Source organism: Kitasatospora sp. NPDC127121 (assembly GCF_042677305.1).
In the GTDB taxonomy this organism is placed as follows: Bacteria; Actinomycetota; Actinomycetes; order Streptomycetales; family Streptomycetaceae; genus Kitasatospora.
In genome coordinates, this window is record NZ_JBHXTQ010000021.1 from 55,207 (window position 1) to 71,708 (window position 16,502).

General features: G+C 74.5%; 14 protein-coding genes and 1 tRNA gene. 6 read left to right on the forward strand and 9 right to left on the reverse strand.

Features of this window, described 5'->3' with window-relative positions; genetic code table 11:
* Positions 1 to 32 precede the first annotated feature (32 nt).
* From ACFVHI_RS13795 to ACFVHI_RS13810, 4 genes are all read left to right on the forward strand, one after another.
* Entirely contained in the window at positions 33 to 920 is an 888-nt protein-coding gene (locus ACFVHI_RS13795; protein WP_380338823.1) for an ABC transporter ATP-binding protein, read from the forward strand.
* On the forward strand, positions 917 to 2,548 hold the full coding sequence (locus ACFVHI_RS13800; RefSeq protein ID WP_063348952.1) for a hypothetical protein: 1,632 nt from the start codon (positions 917 to 919) through the stop codon (positions 2,546 to 2,548). Before ACFVHI_RS13795 ends, ACFVHI_RS13800 begins: the two co-directional genes overlap by 4 nt.
* Before the next feature lie 102 nt (positions 2,549 to 2,650).
* Positions 2,651 to 3,955, forward strand: a complete 1,305-nt coding sequence (locus ACFVHI_RS13805) for a DUF2786 domain-containing protein (RefSeq protein ID WP_380338826.1) — start codon at positions 2,651 to 2,653, stop codon at positions 3,953 to 3,955.
* A gap of 42 nt (positions 3,956 to 3,997) precedes the next feature.
* Entirely contained in the window at positions 3,998 to 5,110 is a 1,113-nt protein-coding gene (locus ACFVHI_RS13810) for an ADP-ribosylglycohydrolase family protein (protein ID WP_380338829.1), read from the forward strand.
* 75 nt (positions 5,111 to 5,185) lie between these two features.
* Here the strand turns inward: ACFVHI_RS13810 and ACFVHI_RS13815 are convergent, their stop codons facing one another.
* The 4 genes from ACFVHI_RS13815 to ACFVHI_RS13830 all read right to left on the reverse strand — a co-directional run bounded on the left by ACFVHI_RS13815 (position 5,186) and on the right by ACFVHI_RS13830 (position 9,676).
* Positions 5,186 to 6,514 (reverse strand): serpin family protein, encoded by a 1,329-nt coding sequence (locus ACFVHI_RS13815; RefSeq protein ID WP_380338832.1) that lies wholly within the window; start codon positions 6,512 to 6,514, stop codon positions 5,186 to 5,188.
* Positions 6,515 to 6,577: 63 nt separating this feature from the next.
* Positions 6,578 to 7,576 carry an ADP-ribosylglycohydrolase family protein gene (locus ACFVHI_RS13820; protein WP_380338835.1) on the reverse strand — a complete coding sequence of 333 codons (999 nt, stop codon included), beginning with the start codon at positions 7,574 to 7,576 and terminating at the stop codon, positions 6,578 to 6,580.
* Positions 7,577 to 7,625: 49 nt separating this feature from the next.
* Positions 7,626 to 8,840, reverse strand: a complete 1,215-nt coding sequence (locus ACFVHI_RS13825; protein WP_363369343.1) for a cytochrome P450 — start codon at positions 8,838 to 8,840, stop codon at positions 7,626 to 7,628.
* A 95-nt stretch (positions 8,841 to 8,935) separates the two neighbouring features.
* Entirely contained in the window at positions 8,936 to 9,676 is a 741-nt protein-coding gene (locus ACFVHI_RS13830; RefSeq protein WP_063348947.1) for a Sir2 family NAD-dependent protein deacetylase, read from the reverse strand.
* Between the two features lie 112 nt (positions 9,677 to 9,788).
* Here ACFVHI_RS13830 and ACFVHI_RS13835 point away from each other — a divergent pair, with 112 nt between their 5' ends.
* Together ACFVHI_RS13835 and ACFVHI_RS13840 are read left to right on the forward strand one after the other, a co-directional pair.
* Entirely contained in the window at positions 9,789 to 10,853 is a 1,065-nt protein-coding gene (locus tag ACFVHI_RS13835) for an ATP-binding protein (protein WP_380338839.1), read from the forward strand.
* Positions 10,850 to 12,649 (forward strand): hypothetical protein, encoded by a 1,800-nt coding sequence (locus ACFVHI_RS13840; RefSeq protein WP_380338842.1) that lies wholly within the window; start codon positions 10,850 to 10,852, stop codon positions 12,647 to 12,649. The genes ACFVHI_RS13835 and ACFVHI_RS13840 overlap by 4 nt, the downstream gene beginning before the upstream one ends.
* Positions 12,650 to 12,758: 109 nt before the next feature.
* Here the strand turns inward: ACFVHI_RS13840 and ACFVHI_RS13845 are convergent, their stop codons facing one another.
* The 5 genes from ACFVHI_RS13845 to ACFVHI_RS13865 form a co-directional block, all read right to left on the reverse strand.
* Positions 12,759 to 13,370: a hypothetical protein gene (locus tag ACFVHI_RS13845; RefSeq protein WP_380338844.1), complete on the reverse strand. Its 612-nt coding sequence runs from the start codon at positions 13,368 to 13,370 to the stop codon at positions 12,759 to 12,761.
* 189 nt (positions 13,371 to 13,559) lie between these two features.
* Positions 13,560 to 14,240, reverse strand: coding sequence for a response regulator transcription factor (locus ACFVHI_RS13850; RefSeq protein ID WP_063348943.1), 681 nt, complete (start codon positions 14,238 to 14,240; stop codon positions 13,560 to 13,562).
* Positions 14,237 to 15,424, reverse strand: a complete 1,188-nt coding sequence (locus tag ACFVHI_RS13855; protein WP_380338848.1) for a sensor histidine kinase — start codon at positions 15,422 to 15,424, stop codon at positions 14,237 to 14,239. The genes ACFVHI_RS13850 and ACFVHI_RS13855 overlap by 4 nt, the downstream gene beginning before the upstream one ends.
* A gap of 82 nt (positions 15,425 to 15,506) precedes the next feature.
* A complete protein-coding gene (locus tag ACFVHI_RS13860) occupies positions 15,507 to 16,181 on the reverse strand; it encodes a hypothetical protein (RefSeq protein WP_380338850.1) in 675 nt (224 codons plus the stop codon).
* 192 nt (positions 16,182 to 16,373) lie between these two features.
* A tRNA-Met gene (locus tag ACFVHI_RS13865) sits at positions 16,374 to 16,447 on the reverse strand.
* Positions 16,448 to 16,502 lie beyond the last annotated feature (55 nt).

Sequence of the window (16,502 nt, forward strand, 5' to 3'; positions counted from 1 at the left end):
CACCCATCCGCCAGCGAACAGAGAAGGCCGCCATGCAGGCGTCAGCGCCGCCGCCGTCCGACCACCCCGCACCCGTTCCCCCCTCCGCCGTCAGCATCCAGGGGCTGTGGAAGCACTTCGGCGGCCAGGCCGCCGTCGCCGGACTCAGCCTGGAGCTGCCGGCCGGCTCCTTCATCGGCCTGGTCGGCCCGAACGGCGCCGGCAAGACCACCACGCTGTCCATGGCCACCGGCCTGCTCCGGCCCGACCAGGGCACCGTCCTCATCCACGGCGGCGACGTCTGGGCCGACCCGGTCGCGGTCAAGGCCCGGATCGGCATCCTGCCCGAGGGGCTGCGGATGTTCGAGCGGCTCAGCGGCCGCGAACTGCTGCAGTACAACGGGCGGCTGCGCGGCCTGCCCGGCGCCGAGGTGGACCGCCGCGCCGAGGAGCTGCTGGCCGTCCTGGACCTCGCCCGCGACGCCGACAAGCTGGTCGCCGACTACTCCACCGGCATGCGCAAGAAGATCGGCCTGGCCGCCGCGCTGCTGCACAACCCCGACGTGCTGTTCCTCGACGAGCCCTTCGAGGGCGTCGACCCGGTCTCCGCGCAGACCATCCGCGGCGTGCTCAAGCGGTACGCGGCGGCCGGATCCACGGTGGTCTTCTCCAGCCACGTGATGGAACTGGTCGAACAGCTCTGCGACTGGGTCGCCGTGGTCAACGCCGGCCGGGTGATCGCCCACGGCCCGCTGAACACCGTGCGCGGCGGGCGCAGCCTCCACGAGGCCTTCCTCGGCCTGATCGGCGTCCGCGAGGACGACGGCCAGGCGCTCGGCTGGCTCGGCGGCGGAGCGGCCGGGAACGCTCCGGCCGGCGGCGGGCAGCTCGGCGGACAGGCCGGCGGGCAGGCCGGCGCGCAGCTCGGGGGCGGGCAGTGAGCACCGCCCCCGCGGCCGCCCGTACCCCGGTGCCCGACGGGCGGACGGTGGTCCGCGCCCTGGTGGCGCTCAAGCTGCGGCTGCTGCGCAACGGCCTGCGGCGCAGCCCCGGCCGGACCGCCGTGTACGTCATCGGCGGCGTCCTCGGCCTGGCCTTCGCGGCCGGCATCGCCTTCGCCCTCGCCATGATGAACGGGCGCTTCGACGGCTCCGGGGACGCCGGGGTGATGCTGCTCGGCGTGCTCACCCTCGGCTGGGCGGCGCTGCCGCTGTTCCTCTTCTCCAGCGACGAGAGCGCCGACCCGACCCGGCTCACCATGCTCCCGCTGCGGCCCGGACCGCTGCTGCGCGGCTCGCTGCTGGCCGCGCTGATCGGGCCCGGCCCGCTGGTCAGCCTGGTGCTGGTGACCGGCGCGGCGCTGTCCGGCGCCAACGGCGGTGCCTCGGCCGCGGCCGCGCTGGTCGGCGTCCCGCTGGCCGTGCTCTGCCTGGTCACGCTCTCCCGGGCGGTCGCCGCAGGCAACGCCCGGATGCTCTCCAGCCGGCGCGGCAAGGACTTCGCGATCTTCGGCGGACTGCTGTTCGCCCTGCTCGTGCAGGCCGCCAACGTCGGCTCGCAGAGCGTCTTCGGCCGGCCCGGGGACCACCTCGACCTCAGCCCGCTGGCGCCGATCGCCTCCGTGCTGCGCTGGCTGCCGCCGGTCGGCGCGGCCGACGCGGCCCGCACCGCCGGCGAGGGGCGGTACGGGCTGGCGCTGTTCCAGCTCGCCGCGGCCGCGGCGCTGCTCGCCCTGCTGCTGCGCTGGTGGCGCGGCAGCCTCCAGGAGCTGATGGTCACCGCCGACTCCTCCACCCTGGAGGTGGCCCGCGGCGTGCAGAGCTCGCGCGGCTGGAGCTTCCTGCCCGAGGGCCGGGCCGGCGCGGTGATGCAGCGCCACCTCCGGTACGCCTGGCGGGAGCCGCGGGCCAAGGCCGCGGTGTTCACCAGCATCGGCATGACGCTGGTGATCTGCGTGCTGTCGATGGTCCAGGGCTGGTCGAGCGTCTACCTGCTGGCGATGACCGGGATGTTCCTCGGGCTGCAGATGCTCAACCTGTTCGGCATGGACGGCTCAGCGTTCTGGATGGTCGCCGCCACCCTGCTCACCCCGGCCGACGCCCGGGACGAGCTGCGCGGCCGGGCCTACGCGGTGCTGTCGTACGCCATCCCGGTGACGCTGGTGCTCGGGCCCGTACTGGCCGCCGCCACCGGCGACTGGGCCGGCCTGCCGTCCGCACTCGGCCTCGCGCTCGCCCTGCTCGGCTGCGGCGTCGCACTCGGCGCGACGCTCAGCGTGCTCGCGCCGTACACCATGCCGGCCGACAGCAATCCGATGCGCAACGCCGCCCCCGGGCAGGGCGGCCTGGTGCTGGTCAACCAGTTCGGCTCGCTGTTCGGTGTGGCGTTGCTCTCCCTGCCGGTGAGCGGCTACCTCGGCTGGGCGCTGCTCTCCGCCGGCCCGACCTGGCCGGTCCTGGTGGTCGGCCCGCTCTACGGCGCCCTGATCGCCGCCCTCGGCATCCGTTTCGCGGCCGGGCGGCTGCTGGAGCGCGCCCCGGAGATCCTGGCCAAGGCCGTCGAGCGCTGAGTCGCCTGCGTCACCCCGGAGCGCCCGGTCCCGTCGAAGGGGCCGGGCGCTCCGGCATCATGGGCGGGAGGGCCGGGCCGTCGAGGAGAGCAGGGACACACCGTGGGCAAGCGCGCGCAGCAGGACGGGGACGGGGGCGCCGGCCCACTGCTGGAGCAGGCGGTGCGATCGGTGCTGACGGCCCCGGACGAAACGCTGGACCTCGCCCTCGACACCGGGGCGTCGCTGCTCGCCGCCTCGGCCGGGCAGTGGCCGGCGGTCAGCCGGGCGCTGCTGGGGTACGCGGACACCGCCGTCGGCCGCTGCTGGTCCGCCGGGTGGCGCCCGGCCGACCTGGCCCGGGTGGTCCGGCGCGGGCTGAAGCCCGTCCACTTGGCCCTCGCGGTGGACCTGATCGCCGCCGAGGGCCGTCGGCACCCCGCGGCCGCCCTCGACCGGCGCTGGCACGAGCAGCTGCGCGAGCTGGAGGCCGAGGTCTGGTGGCCCGGCGACGAGCAGTACCTCGGCGCCTTCGCCGACCGGCACCGGCTGGACCGCTTCGCGCTCGCCACCGCCGCCCTGGAGCTGCTGCGGACCTGGGGCCGGCTGCCGCCGATCTCCCCGGTCGGCCCCGCGCCCGGCCGGCGGCCGCAGACCGAGCGCGCCACGGGCCCGCAGGCCGAACGCGCCGCCGGCCCGCTGACCGGCGAGCCGCGGATGCTGGCCCGGATCCGGGCGCTGCTGGCCAAGGCCGAGTCCACCGAGTACCCGGAGGAGGCCGAGGCGCTCACCACCAAGGCCCAGCAGCTGATGGCCCAGCACAGCATCGACGACGCGCTGCTGGCCGCCACCGGCGACGACCGGAACACCCCGGCGGCGCTGCGGATCGGCGTGGACAACCCGTACGAGAGCCCCAAGACGATGCTGCTGGACGCCGTCGCGGCGGCCAACCGGTGCCGGGCGGTGTGGGCCAAGGAGTTCGGCTTCTGCACCGTCGTCGGCTTCGACGGCGACCTGGACGGCGTCGAGCTGCTCTACACCTCGCTGCTGGTGCAGGCCACCCACGCGCTCAACAAGGCCGGCTCCCGCCGGGACTCGCGCAGCAAGGCGTTCCGGCACTCCTTCCTGGTCGCGTACGCGGCGCGGATCCGCGAGCGGCTGACCGCCGCCACCGAGCGCGCGACCAGCGCCGCCGCGGCCGGCCGGCACCTGCGCGAGGACGGCACCGAGGAGCAGCTGCTGCCCGACGAGCGGCTGCTGCCCGCGCTCGCCGCCCGCTCCGAGGCGGTGGACGACGAGGTCGGCCGGCTGTTCCCCAAGCTGGTCTCGCAGCGGGTCCGGGTGAGCGACGGCGTGGGCTGGGCGGCCGGGCGCGCCGCCGCCGACCGCGCCGCGCTGCACGGGCGCGCCGGGCAGATCCGCCGGTAGACCTGATAGAACGTATCCCGCCATGAACCAAGGGGGATCGACGTGACGGAGTCGGCGGCCGAATCGGGATACCGCGACCGGGTGCGCGGGGCGCTGCTCGGCGGGGCCGTCGGCGATGCGCTGGGCTGGCCGGTGGAGTTCCAGCAGCTCCACCAGATCCAGCAGCGGTACGGGCCGGACGGCGTGACCGGGCTGCCGGCCGGCGCCGGGCCGGTCGAAGTCACCGACGACACCCAGATGACCCTGTTCACCGCCGAGGGCCTGATCCGCGCGTTCGTCCGCGGCTGGACGGGCGGCGGCGGCTCGGTGCCGGAGGCCGTCCACGCCGCGTACCGGCGCTGGCTGCTGACCCAGCGCCAGGGCTCGCCGGACACCGCGCCGCAGCCCCGCCCGTACGACGGCTGGCTGCTGACCAGGCCCTTCCTGTACGCGTCGCGAGCGCCCGGCAACGCCTGCATGAGCGGGGTGGCCGAGCACCCGGAGTTCGAGTCGCCGTCCGTGATCGGGCAGCCGGGGCCGATCAACCCGGAGTCCAAGGGCTGCGGCACGGTGATGCGCTCGGCACCGTTCGGGCTGGCCCGGCTGGGCGTCGAGCTGTCCTTCGGGCTGGCCGTGCAGTGCGCCCAGCTCACCCACGGGCACCCGACCGGCTACCTCTCGGCAGGCGCCTTCGCGGCGCTGGTCGAGCGGCTCGCCAACGGGACCGAGCCGTGGGCGGCGGTCGGCGAGACCGTGGAGCAGATCCGCGAGCTGCCGGGGTCCAAGGAGACGGTGCAGGCGCTGGCCCGGGCCGTCCGGGTGGCCCAGGAGTCGCAGCCGACGGCGGAGTCCGTGGAGCGGGTCGGCCTCGGCTGGATCGCCGAGGAGTGCCTGGCCATCGCGGTGTACTCGCTGCTGGCGACCACCCTCGAACCCGACCCGGTGCGCAGCGCGCTGCTGCTGTCGGTGAACCACTCCGGGGACAGCGACTCCACCGGCGCGGTCTGCGGCAACCTTGTCGGCGCCGCGTACGGCGCCTCGGCGCTGCCCGCCGAGTGGACGGGGGCGGTCGAGGGCCGGGCCGAACTGCTGCGGGTCGCGGATGACCTGCTGGTGCTGTTCGGCAGCCGCGACCCGGCCCACCCGGCGCTCGGCGGGCGCTACCCGGCCTGGTGACGCCCGGTCCTCCTCCGGCTGCTTCGCCTGCTTCGTCCGCTTCATCTGCTTCGTCCGCTTCGCCTACGGGTCGGCTCAGGGCGCCTGCGGGTCGGTGACCTGGCCGAGGAACAGCGGCCGCCCGTCGGCGGTGTCGCGGATCAGGAACAGGAACGGCCGGTCGATGTGCAGTTGGACGGACTCCGGCACGGCCGGCGCCGCCATCGCCGCCACCCCGGCGCCGCTGCCGGCCGCCGCGACCGTACCGTCCTCGTTCACCTCGACGGTGGCCTTCTGCACCACCGCGCCCAGGACGAGCGGCTCCTTGGCGGTGATGCCGGTGAAGTCGGGCGCGTCGAAGGCCGCCTTGACGCCGAGTGAGCGCAGGGCGGGGACGAGGTCGTTGGCCGTGTCGAAGTGGAACCGCGGCAGGGTCAGGTCGACGGACCGCTCGCCGAGCCCGCCGAGGATCCGGTCGAGCTGGGCCTGGTCCAGGCCCTTGCTGAAGGCCGCGTACCCGCCCTGCGCGGGGACGATCAGATCCATCGCCAACCCACCTCCCACGTATGGGAGTTCGACGGCCTGCCAGGGTTCGCCGACGATGCCGCCGGAGCCCTCGGCGTACCGGAGGGTGCCGGTGCGGCTCATCGTGCTCACCGCCGGGGTGGAGCCGTCCAGCCGGTGGAAGGGGCGCTCGGAGGTGTTCGCGGGCTTGAACCCGGAGGCCCACGCCGCCTTCAGGTAGAGCGCGTCGGTGAGTGCCAGCCGGGTGTCGGCGGTGATCTGCCGCGGGCCGAAGAGCTCCTTGATCCGCCCCTCGGTGGCCTTCTCCACCGCCGCGTTGATGCTCCCGCGGGCGCCGGCCGGGTCCCTGGCGAAGTCGACGGGGTGCACGCCGGTGTCGAAGGCGGCGGCGAGCGTGTCCAGGTACTCCGGGGCGACGGCCAGGCCCTGCTGCGTCCACAGGTCGTCGGAACGGCGCAGGACGACCTGGTCGCCGCCGGCCCGGCTCCCGCTGTCCGGCGCGCCGACGGCGAGGGCGTACTGCCGCGGGTCAAGCCCGGTGTGCAGGGCCTTGGCCAGCTCCTCGGCGGTGGCACCGCGCGCCCCCGGCAGCAGCATCCCGAGCACGCTCGCCAGCCCGGCCGGCGAGACCACGACGTTGCGCCCCGCCCCGTCCGGCGTCGCGGTCAGCGCGTGCAGCAGGTCCAGCCCGAAGGCGCTGGTCCCGGCCGCCACCGCCGCCACCTGCCCCGGATCCACCGCCGCCCGGCTCCCCGACGCCGAGGCCCGCACCACCACGGGCCCCCCGCCCGCCGCACTCCCACACCCGGCCAGCGCCGGGCCGACCGCCAACCCGGCGGCGAGGAGCAGCCCCACCCGACGGCGGGAACGGCCATGCCCTGCGGTGCTGCGCTTCGTCATGGCCCTTCGACGCACCACCCCCGAACCCGGTTCCACCCGGGCCCGGAACGCAGGTTGTGGAGCTCAGTCCCAGAGCGCCCCGAGCGCGAGCAGCTCGTCCCGGTACTCGATCCGCTCCACCCACTCCTGCGGCCAGACCGACTCCCCGTGATGGGCCCCGGCGAAGGCGCCGGTCAGACAGGCCAGGGAGTCCGAGTCGCCGCTGGAGTAGGCGGCCCGGCGGACGGCGGACACCGGGTCGTCCGGCAGCAGCAGAAAGCAGAGCAGGCCGGTGGCGAAGGCCTCCTCGGCGACCCAGCCCTCACCGGTGGCCAGACACGGGTCCGCTTCGACGTCGGGCGCGGCGAGCGCGGCGTCCAACTGGTCGAGCACGGCCAGGCAGTCGTCCCAGCCGCGTGCGATGACGTCCTGCGGCGAGCGACCGTACCAGCGCGCGGAGAGGTCGCCGAGCCAGAACTCGTCGTACCGCTCGCGGCTCGCCAGCGCGTACGCCCGCAGCACTGCGGGCAGGCCGGCCGGCGGAACGCCCTCGGCGAGCTTGCGGATGGCGTACGCGGTGAGGTCACTGGCGGCGAGTGCGGTCGGGTGCCCGTGGGTGAGCGCGGACTGCAGCTGCGCGGCGCCCGCGAGCTGGCGGGCGTCGAGTTCGCGGATCAGCCCGACCGGAGCGACCCGCATGTTGGCGCCGCAGCCCTTGGAACCGACGTCGCTCGCCTGCTGCCAGCGGTACTCGGGGCGGCTCAGCCGCTCGCAGGCGCGCAGGCAGGTCATGCCGGGAGCACGGTTGTTCTGCGGGGAGCGCCACCAGTCGACGAACTCCTCGCGAACGGGCCGCTCCAGCCGTAGCGGGGTGAGCGGCCCGCGCTCCAGGGCAATGCGCAGACCACGGCCGAGGGCGAGGGTCATCTGGGTGTCGTCGGTGACCAGCGCCCTTGGGGGCAGCGGAAGTTGCCGCCAGTCCGGGTGGTCGTCGGCAATCATCTCTACCGTCTTGAACTCGGTCACCCGGCCGATCGCATCCCCGATCGCCAGCCCCAGCAGTGACCCCGTCGCCTTGCCCACAGCTCTCCCCCGTTCCTCGAACCGACCCCGACCTGGCCCCGACCTCGATCTAGACCTCGACCACCAGTTCCCTGAGGCCCCGGATCACGTAGCCCGGGTTCCACTCGGGTTCGCGGGCCAGGCGCAGGCCGGGGGCGCGGCGCAGGAGGGCGCCGTAGGACTCGGTGAGTTCCAGTCTGGCGAGCGGGGCGCCGAGGCAGAAGTGGATTCCGGCGCCGAAGGTGATGTGGGGGTTGTCGGTGCGGCCGAGGTCGAGGCGGTCGGGGTCGGTGAAGCGCTCGGGGTCGCGGTTGGCGGAGCCGAAGAGGAGGGCGACCTCGGAGCCGCGCGGGATGGTGACGCCGCGCAGCTCGATGTCCTCCAGGACCCACCGTTCGAACAGCTGCAGCGGGGTGTCCCAGCGCATCAGTTCCTCGATGGCGGTGGGCAGGAGCGCGTCGGTCGCGCCGCGCAGCCGGGCGAGTTCACCGGGGTTGCGGAACAGCGCCCACCAGCCGTTGCCGGTGGTGTTGACGGTCGCCTCGTGGCCGGCGTTGAGCAGCAGCACGCAGGTGGAGATCATCTCCTGCTCGCTGAGCGCGTCGGAGCCCTCCTGGGCCTGGATCAGCGCGCTGATCAGGTCGGTGCCGGGGGCCGTGCGGCGTTCGCGGATGAGGGCGCGCAGGTAGTCGGAGAACTCGGTGCTCGCGGTGACGGCCTTGCGGGCGGCCTCCTCGCTCGGGTTGAGCTCGTACATGCCGGTGATGTCGGCGGACCAGGGCCGCAGCAGGTGCCGGTCGCCCTCCGGCACGCCGAGCATCTCGGCGATCACGGCGACCGGCAGCGGCTCGGCGACGGCGGCGATCAGGTCGCCGCCGCCAGCCGCGAGCAGGCCGTCGACGAGTTCCCCGGCGAGCCGCTGGACGGTCGGCCGCAGGCCCTCGACCATGCGCGGGGTGAAGGCCTTGGAGACCAGCCGGCGGATCCGGGTGTGGTCGGGGGCCTCCAGGTCGAGCAGCCCGAAGTCGTTGAGGGTGTGGAAGGGCTCGTGCGCCGGGTCGGGTTCGGGCCGGCCGAACTCCTGGTGGCTGAAGCGGTGGGTGTAGGTGCGCCCGAGCCGCCGGTCGCGCAGGAGCGCGCTGACGTCCTCGTGCCGCGAGACGAGCCACTGCCCGGTCGGCTCGAAGTACGTCACCGGCGCGTGCTCGCGCAACTCGGCGTACGCGTCGTACGGGTGGGCCACGAACGCCGCCGACCAGGGGTCGAACTTCGCCGTCGTCGTCATCGCTCGATCACTCCAGGCCATGAGGGGGGAGCCGGAAGGATCATCGTACGCATGCGGTTCACCCGTTTTTAAGCCCCTTCTTCAGAGCCCTTTTTTCAGAGCCCCTCCCCCACCAGCCTCCGCACCAGGTCCGGCAGCGCCTGGGAGATCGGCTCGCGGATCACCTCGACGGCGGCCTCGTCGTACGGCGTCGGCTCGGCGTTCAGGATGATCAGCTTCGACCCGGTCCGCACCGCGTCGTACGGCAGCGCGGCCACCGGGAACACCTGAAGACTGGTACCGACCGCGATGAACACGTCGCAGGCACGGGCGATCGAGTCGGCCTGCCCGAGCACCTCCTGGTCCAGGTTCTCGCCGAACATCACCGTGCGCGGCTTCAGGATCCCCCCGCACGCCCGACAGGCGGGGTCCGGCTCGCCCGCCTCGACCCGCCGCAGCGCCTCCGCCATCGGCCCCGTCGCCCCGCAGCCCAGACACTTCACCTCCAGTGCGGTGCCGTGCAGTTCGAGCACCTTGCGCGGGGCCAGCCCGGCCCGCTGGTGCAGCCCGTCCACGTTCTGGGTGAGCACCCGCAGCGGCAGCCCCGAGCGCTCCAGGTCGACCAGCGCCCGGTGCCCGGCGTTCGGCTCGGCCCCCAGCACACCCGTCTCCAGCCTCAGTCGCCACGCCCGCCGCCGCACCTCGGGATCGGCACGGTACGGGCCGATGGTGACCAGGTCCTGGGCCGACGGGTCGCGCTGCCAGAGCCCCTGCGGGCCTCGGTAGTCGGGGATGCCCGAGTCGGTCGAGATGCCCGCGCCGGTGAGGACGGCGATCAGGGGGCGTTTCGCGTTCATGCCCCGGACGGTACGGGCGGGCCGGTTCGGGGCGCCAGCGAAAATCCGGGTGCGCCGCGTCAACTCCCGCCGCAGACTGGGCCGGTCACCCCACCACTTGCCAAGGAGCCCCGTGCAGGGAGCAGTCAGCGTCTCGCCCGTCCAGATTCCCGAGTTGCTGCTCGGGCTGGCCACCGTCCGGCCGGTGTTCCTCTGGGGCGCGCCCGGGATCGGAAAGTCCTCGCTGGTAAGGGAGTTCGCCGAGTCGCTCGGCCTGGAGTGCGTGAGCCTGGTCGGTACCCAGCTCGCCCCGGAGGACCTGATCGGTGTCCCGCAGCTGACCCCGGAGGGCCGTTCCCGGTTCTGCCCGCCCGAGCAGATCGCCCGCGACGAACCGTACTGCCTGTTCCTGGACGAGCTCAACGCGGCGACCCCGGACGTCCAGAAGGCGTTCTACTCACTGATCCTGGACCGCCGGATCGGCTCGTACGAGCTGCCGCCCGGCTCGATCGTGATCGGCGCCGGGAACCGCGCCACCGACGGCGCGCTCGCCCGACCGATGGCGTCCGCGCTGGTCAACCGCATGGTCCACGTGCACCTGCGGGCCAGCGCCGCGGACTGGCTGGGCTGGGCGGCCGGCGCCGGCATCCACCCCTGGGTCGTCGACTACGTCACCGACCGCCCCGACCACCTGTGGTCCGCCCCGCCGAAGACCGAGGAGCCGTTCTCCACCCCGCGCGCCTGGCACATGCTCTCCGACGCGCTGCACTCCTTCGGCCCCACCCTGGACGAGGAGACCCTCAAGGTGCTCGCGTACGGGCTGCTCACCCCGCAGCACGCGATCGCCTTCTGCGGCTACGCCAAGATCGTCCGCAACGCCTACGGCCTGGAGGCGATCCTCAAGGGCGACGCCCGCTGGCCGCACCGGCTGGAGGACCGCGACCTGCTCTACTACCTGGCCGACGCCTTCCGCGGCCGCCTCGTCAAGGAGCTTCCGGCCAGCAAGGAGCACGCCTCGGGGGCGCAGCGGCAGACCGCCTTCCGGGCCAAGTCGCTGCTGGTGCAGCTGGCCGAGATCTCGGTGGAGGTCGCCCAGACGGTGATCGCCGACGGCGCGGACGGCAATCCGGTGCTGCCCTCCTGGTTCCTGATCGAGGCGGCCCGGGACATGCCCCGGCTGGTCGAGGCCCGCCGGTGAGCCCTTCCGTCCAGAAGGGTGCGAAGAAGCCGGACCCGGGCGCGGAGGTCTTCGCCGAGGGGGTCCGGCTGCTGCGCCAGAACCCGGCCTTCGACGCCGTGCCCGCCGATTTCTGCCGCCGGGACGACTGCGGGCTGGCCCCGACCGGCGGCTGGGCGGTGGTCGACTCCGACGGCACCGTGCACGTCAACCCGCGCCGCCGGGCCGAGCCGGACGAGTGGGCCTGGGTGCTGGCGCACTGCCTGCTGCACCTGGGCTTCGGCCACGTTCCGGCCGCCAAGGGTGTCCGGGTCCAGCCCGACGCCTACGAGGAGGCGGCCCGCTGCGCGGTGGTGAACCGTTTCCTCGCGACCTTCCCCGTCGGCCGCCCCCCGGTCGCCCTCCCGCAGGAGTACCCGGGCGGCGACGAGGAGGAGCTGGCCGCCCGCTGGCGCCGCGACGGCCTGCCGCCCGCCGTCACCGCCGGGACGGCCGGCACCGCCGACCACGACCAGCTGCTGGTCGAGTGGCAGGACTACGGCCACACCCCTCAGGACTGGTCGGCGGCCTTCGCCGCCGCCCTCACCCGCACCATGTCCGCCGCGATGGACCGGGCCGGCGGCCGTTTCGACCGGGAGACCGGCGAGCGCCTGCCCGTACGGCCGTGGACCAGGGCGCTCGGCTGGTTCGTCTCCTCCTACCCGCTGCTCGGCGGCATCGCGGCCGGCCTCACCGTCGTCGCCGACGCCGAACTGGCCCGCGCCCACGGCATCTCCATCGCCGCCGTCAACGCCGAGGCCGGCGAGGTCTACATCAACCCGCTGCGCCAGCAGACCGACGAGGAGTGGCGGTTCATCCTCGGCCACGAGATGCTGCACGCCGCCCTGCGGCACGGCGAGCGCCGCGGCGGCCGGGACCCGTTCCTCTTCAACGTCGCCGCCGACTACGTCATCAACGGCTGGCTGCTGGAGATGGGCGTCGGCGACATGCCGGAAGGCCTGCTGCACGACCCGCAGCTGAAGGGGCTGTCGGCCGAGGAGGTGTACGACCGGATCGTCCGCGACGAGCGCCGGATCCGCCGGCTCGCCACTCTGGCCGGCAAGAACCGCCCGGACATCCTCGGCGCACCGCTGGACCGCGGCCCGCGCGACTACGTGGACCTCGACGACTTCTACCGCCGCGGCCTCCAGCAGGGCTTCGAGCTGCACCAGCGCGACCGCGGGCTGCTGCCCGCCGGACTGGTCGAGGAGATCCGCGCCCTCGCCCACCCGCCGCTGCCCTGGGACGCCCGGCTGGCCCGCTGGTTCGACGAGTTCGTGCCCCGTCCGGAGCCGGTCCGCAGCTACTCCCGCCCGGCCCGTCGGCAGTCCGCCACCCCGGACATCCCCCGGGCCGGCCGCTACCACCCGCCGGAGGAGGTGCCGCGCTGCACCTTCGGCGTCGTCCTGGACACCTCCGGCTCGATGAACCGGGTCCTGCTCGGCAAGGCGCTCGGCGCGATCGCCTCGTACGCGGCCGCCCGGGACGTGCCCGCGGCCCGGGTGGTGCACTGCGACGCCGCACCGCACGACGCCGGGTACGTCCCGGTCGGCGAGATCGCCGGCCGGGTCCGGGTGCGCGGGCGCGGCGGCACCGAGCTGCAGCCGGGCGTCGACCTGCTGGAGCGGGCCGAGGACTTCCCGCGCGGGGCGCCCGTGCTGGTGATCACCGACGGCGCGTGCGACGTGCTGCGGGTGCGCCGCGAGCACGCCTTCCTGGTCCCCCGGGGCGCCGGGCTGCCGTTCACCCCGCGCGGACCGGTGTTCCGGATGAGCTGACGGGCGCCCGCCCCTCCCCTGCGGGAGCGGCCGCCCGTCCGTACCGCCCGTCCGGACCGCCCAGCCAGACCAGCACCGGGCGGACCAGCACCGGTCAGACCAGTACCGGTCAGACCAGTACCGGGCGGGGCCCGGCGGCGCGGCGGGCCAGCGGGGCCAGCGCCGCCAGGTAGCAGACCGCGGCCACCGGGATCAGCGCCAGGTCGGCCCCCGAGGCGGCGGTGCCGACCAGCATCAGCACCGGGCTCCACCAGGGCAGCGTCCGGGTCGCGCCCACCGCGGCGGCGACCAGCAGGGCCAGCAGGCCGACGTAGAACAGCAGCGGGCCGATCTGGTAGACCGCCGGCAGCACCCCGGGGACGCCCTGGACGCGGTCGAACATCCGCGACTGCCCGGCCTTGTCCGCCGCCGCCAGGCCGACGTACAGATCGATCCCGATCTGCACCAGCGAGGCCGCCAGGCCGGCGAACGCCGTGCCGAGCGCGGCACCGGCCGCGAGCCGCCCGGCCGTGGTGCCGCGCGGGGCGAGCAGCCCGCGCAGGGCGAGCAGGATCGGGGCGAACAGCAGCAGCCCGGCGAACATCGCGGTGTGGCCGACCGTCCAGCCGAGGCCGGGCTCCCGGGAGCCCGGGATCAGCCGGATCCCCCCGTAGAGGGCCATCAGGGCGGGGGCGCCGACGACGGCGTAGGCGGTGCGGCGGTTCTCCTGCGGGGTGTTCATCCGACGATCTCCTGTGGTGATCCGCGGCCCCGGCAGGTAGCTGGTGGCCCGTGGTCCGTTCCGACACCACAGATGCTGTCCGCCGCACCCCTCGTCGCGGATCGCCCGCACCGGCGAACCCGCCGCCTCCCCCGCACGGGGGAGCCCCGACCAGGGGCCCCGCGCCCGGCGTGATCCGCAAGAGAGCCCCTACGCCTCCCCCGCCACCACCGCGCCGGCCTCGTACGCGAACACCACCGCGTGCACCCGGTCCCGCAGCCCCAGCTTGCTCAGCACATTGCTGACGTGCGTCTTCACCGTGTGCTCGCTGACCACCAGCTCGGCCGCGATCTCCGCGTTGGAGAGCCCGCGCGCCAGCAGCCGCAGGGTCTCCTGCTCACGCAGGGTGAGCTGCTCCAGCAGCTTGGACGGCGGTCGCAGCGCCCGCTCGGGCGAGCCCGGGCGGCGGGCGGCGAACTCGCCGATCAGCCGCCTGGTCACCGAGGGCGCGAGCAGCGCCTCCCCGGAGGCCACCATCCGCACCCCGTGCGCCAGGTCGTCCCGCCGGACGTCCTTGAGCAGGAAGCCGCTGGCGCCCGCGTACAGCGCGTCGAAGACGTAGTCGTCGGCGTCGAAGGTGGTCAGCATGATCACCTTGGTGGACGGGAACTCGGCGCAGACCCGGCGGGCCGCCTCCAGCCCGTCCATGACCGGCATCCGGACGTCCAGCAGCAGGACGTCCGGGCCGTGGGCGCGGACCGCCTCGACCGCCTCGGCGCCGTCGCAGGCCTCGGCCACCACCTCGATGTCGGGCTGCGCGTCCAGGATCATCCCGAACCCCGCCCGCACCAGCTCCTGGTCGTCCGCGACGACCACCCGAATCGGCTTCATCCGCCCGCCTTCTCCACCACGCCCGCCACCCCCAACGGCAGCCGGGCACTCACCAGGAAGCCCTTGCCCTCCGGTCCGGGTCCGGCCTCGGCCCGCCCGCCGCAGGCCGCCGCCCGCTCCCGGATGCCGACCAGCCCGCGGCCGCCGGACCAGCCGTTCACCACGCCGCCGACGGTCACCGGCAGCCCGCGCCCGTTGTCGGACACCACGACGTCCAGAATGTCCCCGGACCGCCGCACCCGGACCGCGACCCGGTCGGCGCCGGAGTGCTTGACCGTGTTGGTCAGCGCCTCCTGCACGATCCGGTACACCACGGCCTGGAGGTCGGCGGGCACCGCGCCCAGCCCGTCGGCCAGTTCGAGCTCCACCGCCGGTCCGGCCCGGCGCACCCGCTCGGCCACGTCGGCGAGTTCGGCCAGCCGGGGCTGCGGGGCCAGCTCAGGACCGGCCCCTTCCTCCTTCAGCACTCCGAGGACGCGCCGCAGTTGGACCATCGCGTCGCGGCCCGCGTCGGCGATGGTGTCGAAGGCGCGGATCGCCCGGTCCGGGTTGGCGTGCACCACCAGCGGCCCGGCCTCGGCCTGGATGATCATCAGCGAGACGGCGTGCGCCAGGATGTCGTGCATCTCCCGGGCGATCCGGGCCCGCTCCTCCACCACCGCGCGGCCCGCCTCACTGGCCGCCCGTTCCCCGGCCTCGCGGGCCCGCTCGGCCTCCAGCCGGGCCAGCCGCCGCTGGGCGCGCACCAGCGAGCCGAAGACGAACGAGCCGACCGAGGTGAGCAGGCTGAACAGCATGCCGTTGGGCGAGTGGGTGCCGATCACGTTGGCGACCACCACCACCGCCAGCACCGTCCAGCGCTGCCGGTCCGGGGAACGCTCCGCCACCGTGTAGATGCCGATCACACCGGCCAGCGGCACCTGCGGACTCGCCGAGTGCGCCACCACGGACAGCGTCATGAAGGCCACGCTGCCCGCCGCCAGTGCGGCCAGCGGCGCCCGGCGCCGCCAGGGCAGCGACAGCGAGGTGGACACCGCCACCAGGTAGACCCACCACGGCCAGGCCCTGTCGTCGTTGCCGACCGCCCAGACCGAGATCCCGGCCGATGCCACGGCCAGCAGCGAGTCCAGCACGTACGGACTCAGCCCGGCCGACCAGCTCCGCCAGCGCGCCGCTCGCACCACCGCAGCCCCTCCCCCGTGTCCGGGGGCGCCGCCCCCGCGGAGAAGATCATGCCCTACCGGCAGGACCTCCGGAACGGCTCGGTCAGACACCGTCGACCGACACCCCGCCGGCGCCTGTACGCGCCGTGATGCTGCGCGCGGCCCCCGGCTGCGAGGGGATCCTGAGCTCCACTCCGCCGGCCCCGGCGTGCGCGTCCACCGCGTACGCCTCCCCGGCGGGCACCCTGACCCGCACCCCGCCGGTCTCCGCCTCCGCCTCCACCTTCACGGGTGCCGCCGCGAAGTCGGCCCGCACCCCGCCGGTCCGGGTGCTCAACCGGACGGTCTGCGAGGTCAGCCCGGTGGCCTCGACCCCGCCGGTGTCCACCGAGGCCTCCACCTCGGCGGCCAGCCCGACCAGCCGCACCCCGCCGGTCTCCTGGGTCACCCGCACCTTCGTCCCGGCCGGCACCTGCACGGTGTACCCGACGCCGCAGCCCCGGCAGTCGTACGTCAGCCGCAGCACGCCGTCCTTCACCTCGTGCGTGGTCCGCGGCGCCTCGCCCCGGTAGTTCTGCGCCTCGGTCACGTGCACCGCGTCGCCGCCGCCGGTCACCACGATCCCGCCGGTGTGCGCCTCGACCACCAGTTCCCTGACCGGCTCCGACACCCCGTAGTCCACGGTCCGGTGCTCCTGGTCGTCCCCGAAGGGCAGACAGGCGGACATACCGACCAGCACCGTCCCCGTGATCGCCATCGCGCCCAGTACCCGCTTCATGCCCGGCCCCCTTCGAAAGCCCCGTCGTCCCGACACGCGAAGCCTGCCCCGGCCGCCCTCTCCTCCGCCTCCCTCACCAGAGCGGTTCCGGTCCCTCCCCCGCACGAGGGAGGGGCCGCTCCCGGGGACGACTCCCGGGAACGACGAAGGGCCCGGAGGCTTGATGCCTCCGGGCCCTTCGTTGCTACTGAGTAGCGGGGACAGGATTTGAACCTGCGACCTCTGGGTTATGAGCCCAGCGAGCTACCGAGCTGCTCCACCCCGCGTCGGTAAACACGACTCTACGCGACTTCTGCCAGGGAACCTAATCCGTGCCCCGCA

Bases quoted from the DNA above. Each gene is read 5' to 3' on its own strand.
- ACFVHI_RS13860 (WP_380338850.1), bottom strand. From the start codon at position 16,181: ATGAAGCGGGTACTGGGCGCGATGGCGATCACGGGGACGGTGCTGGTC.
- ACFVHI_RS13795 (WP_380338823.1), top strand. From the start codon at position 33: ATGCAGGCGTCAGCGCCGCCGCCGTCCGACCACCCCGCACCCGTTCCC.
- ACFVHI_RS13830 (WP_063348947.1), bottom strand. From the start codon at position 9,676: ATGAACGCGAAACGCCCCCTGATCGCCGTCCTCACCGGCGCGGGCATC.
- ACFVHI_RS13825 (WP_363369343.1), bottom strand. From the start codon at position 8,840: ATGACGACGACGGCGAAGTTCGACCCCTGGTCGGCGGCGTTCGTGGCC.
- ACFVHI_RS13850 (WP_063348943.1), bottom strand. From the start codon at position 14,240: ATGAAGCCGATTCGGGTGGTCGTCGCGGACGACCAGGAGCTGGTGCGG.
- ACFVHI_RS13815 (WP_380338832.1), bottom strand. From the start codon at position 6,514: ATGACGAAGCGCAGCACCGCAGGGCATGGCCGTTCCCGCCGTCGGGTG.
- ACFVHI_RS13845 (WP_380338844.1), bottom strand. From the start codon at position 13,370: ATGAACACCCCGCAGGAGAACCGCCGCACCGCCTACGCCGTCGTCGGC.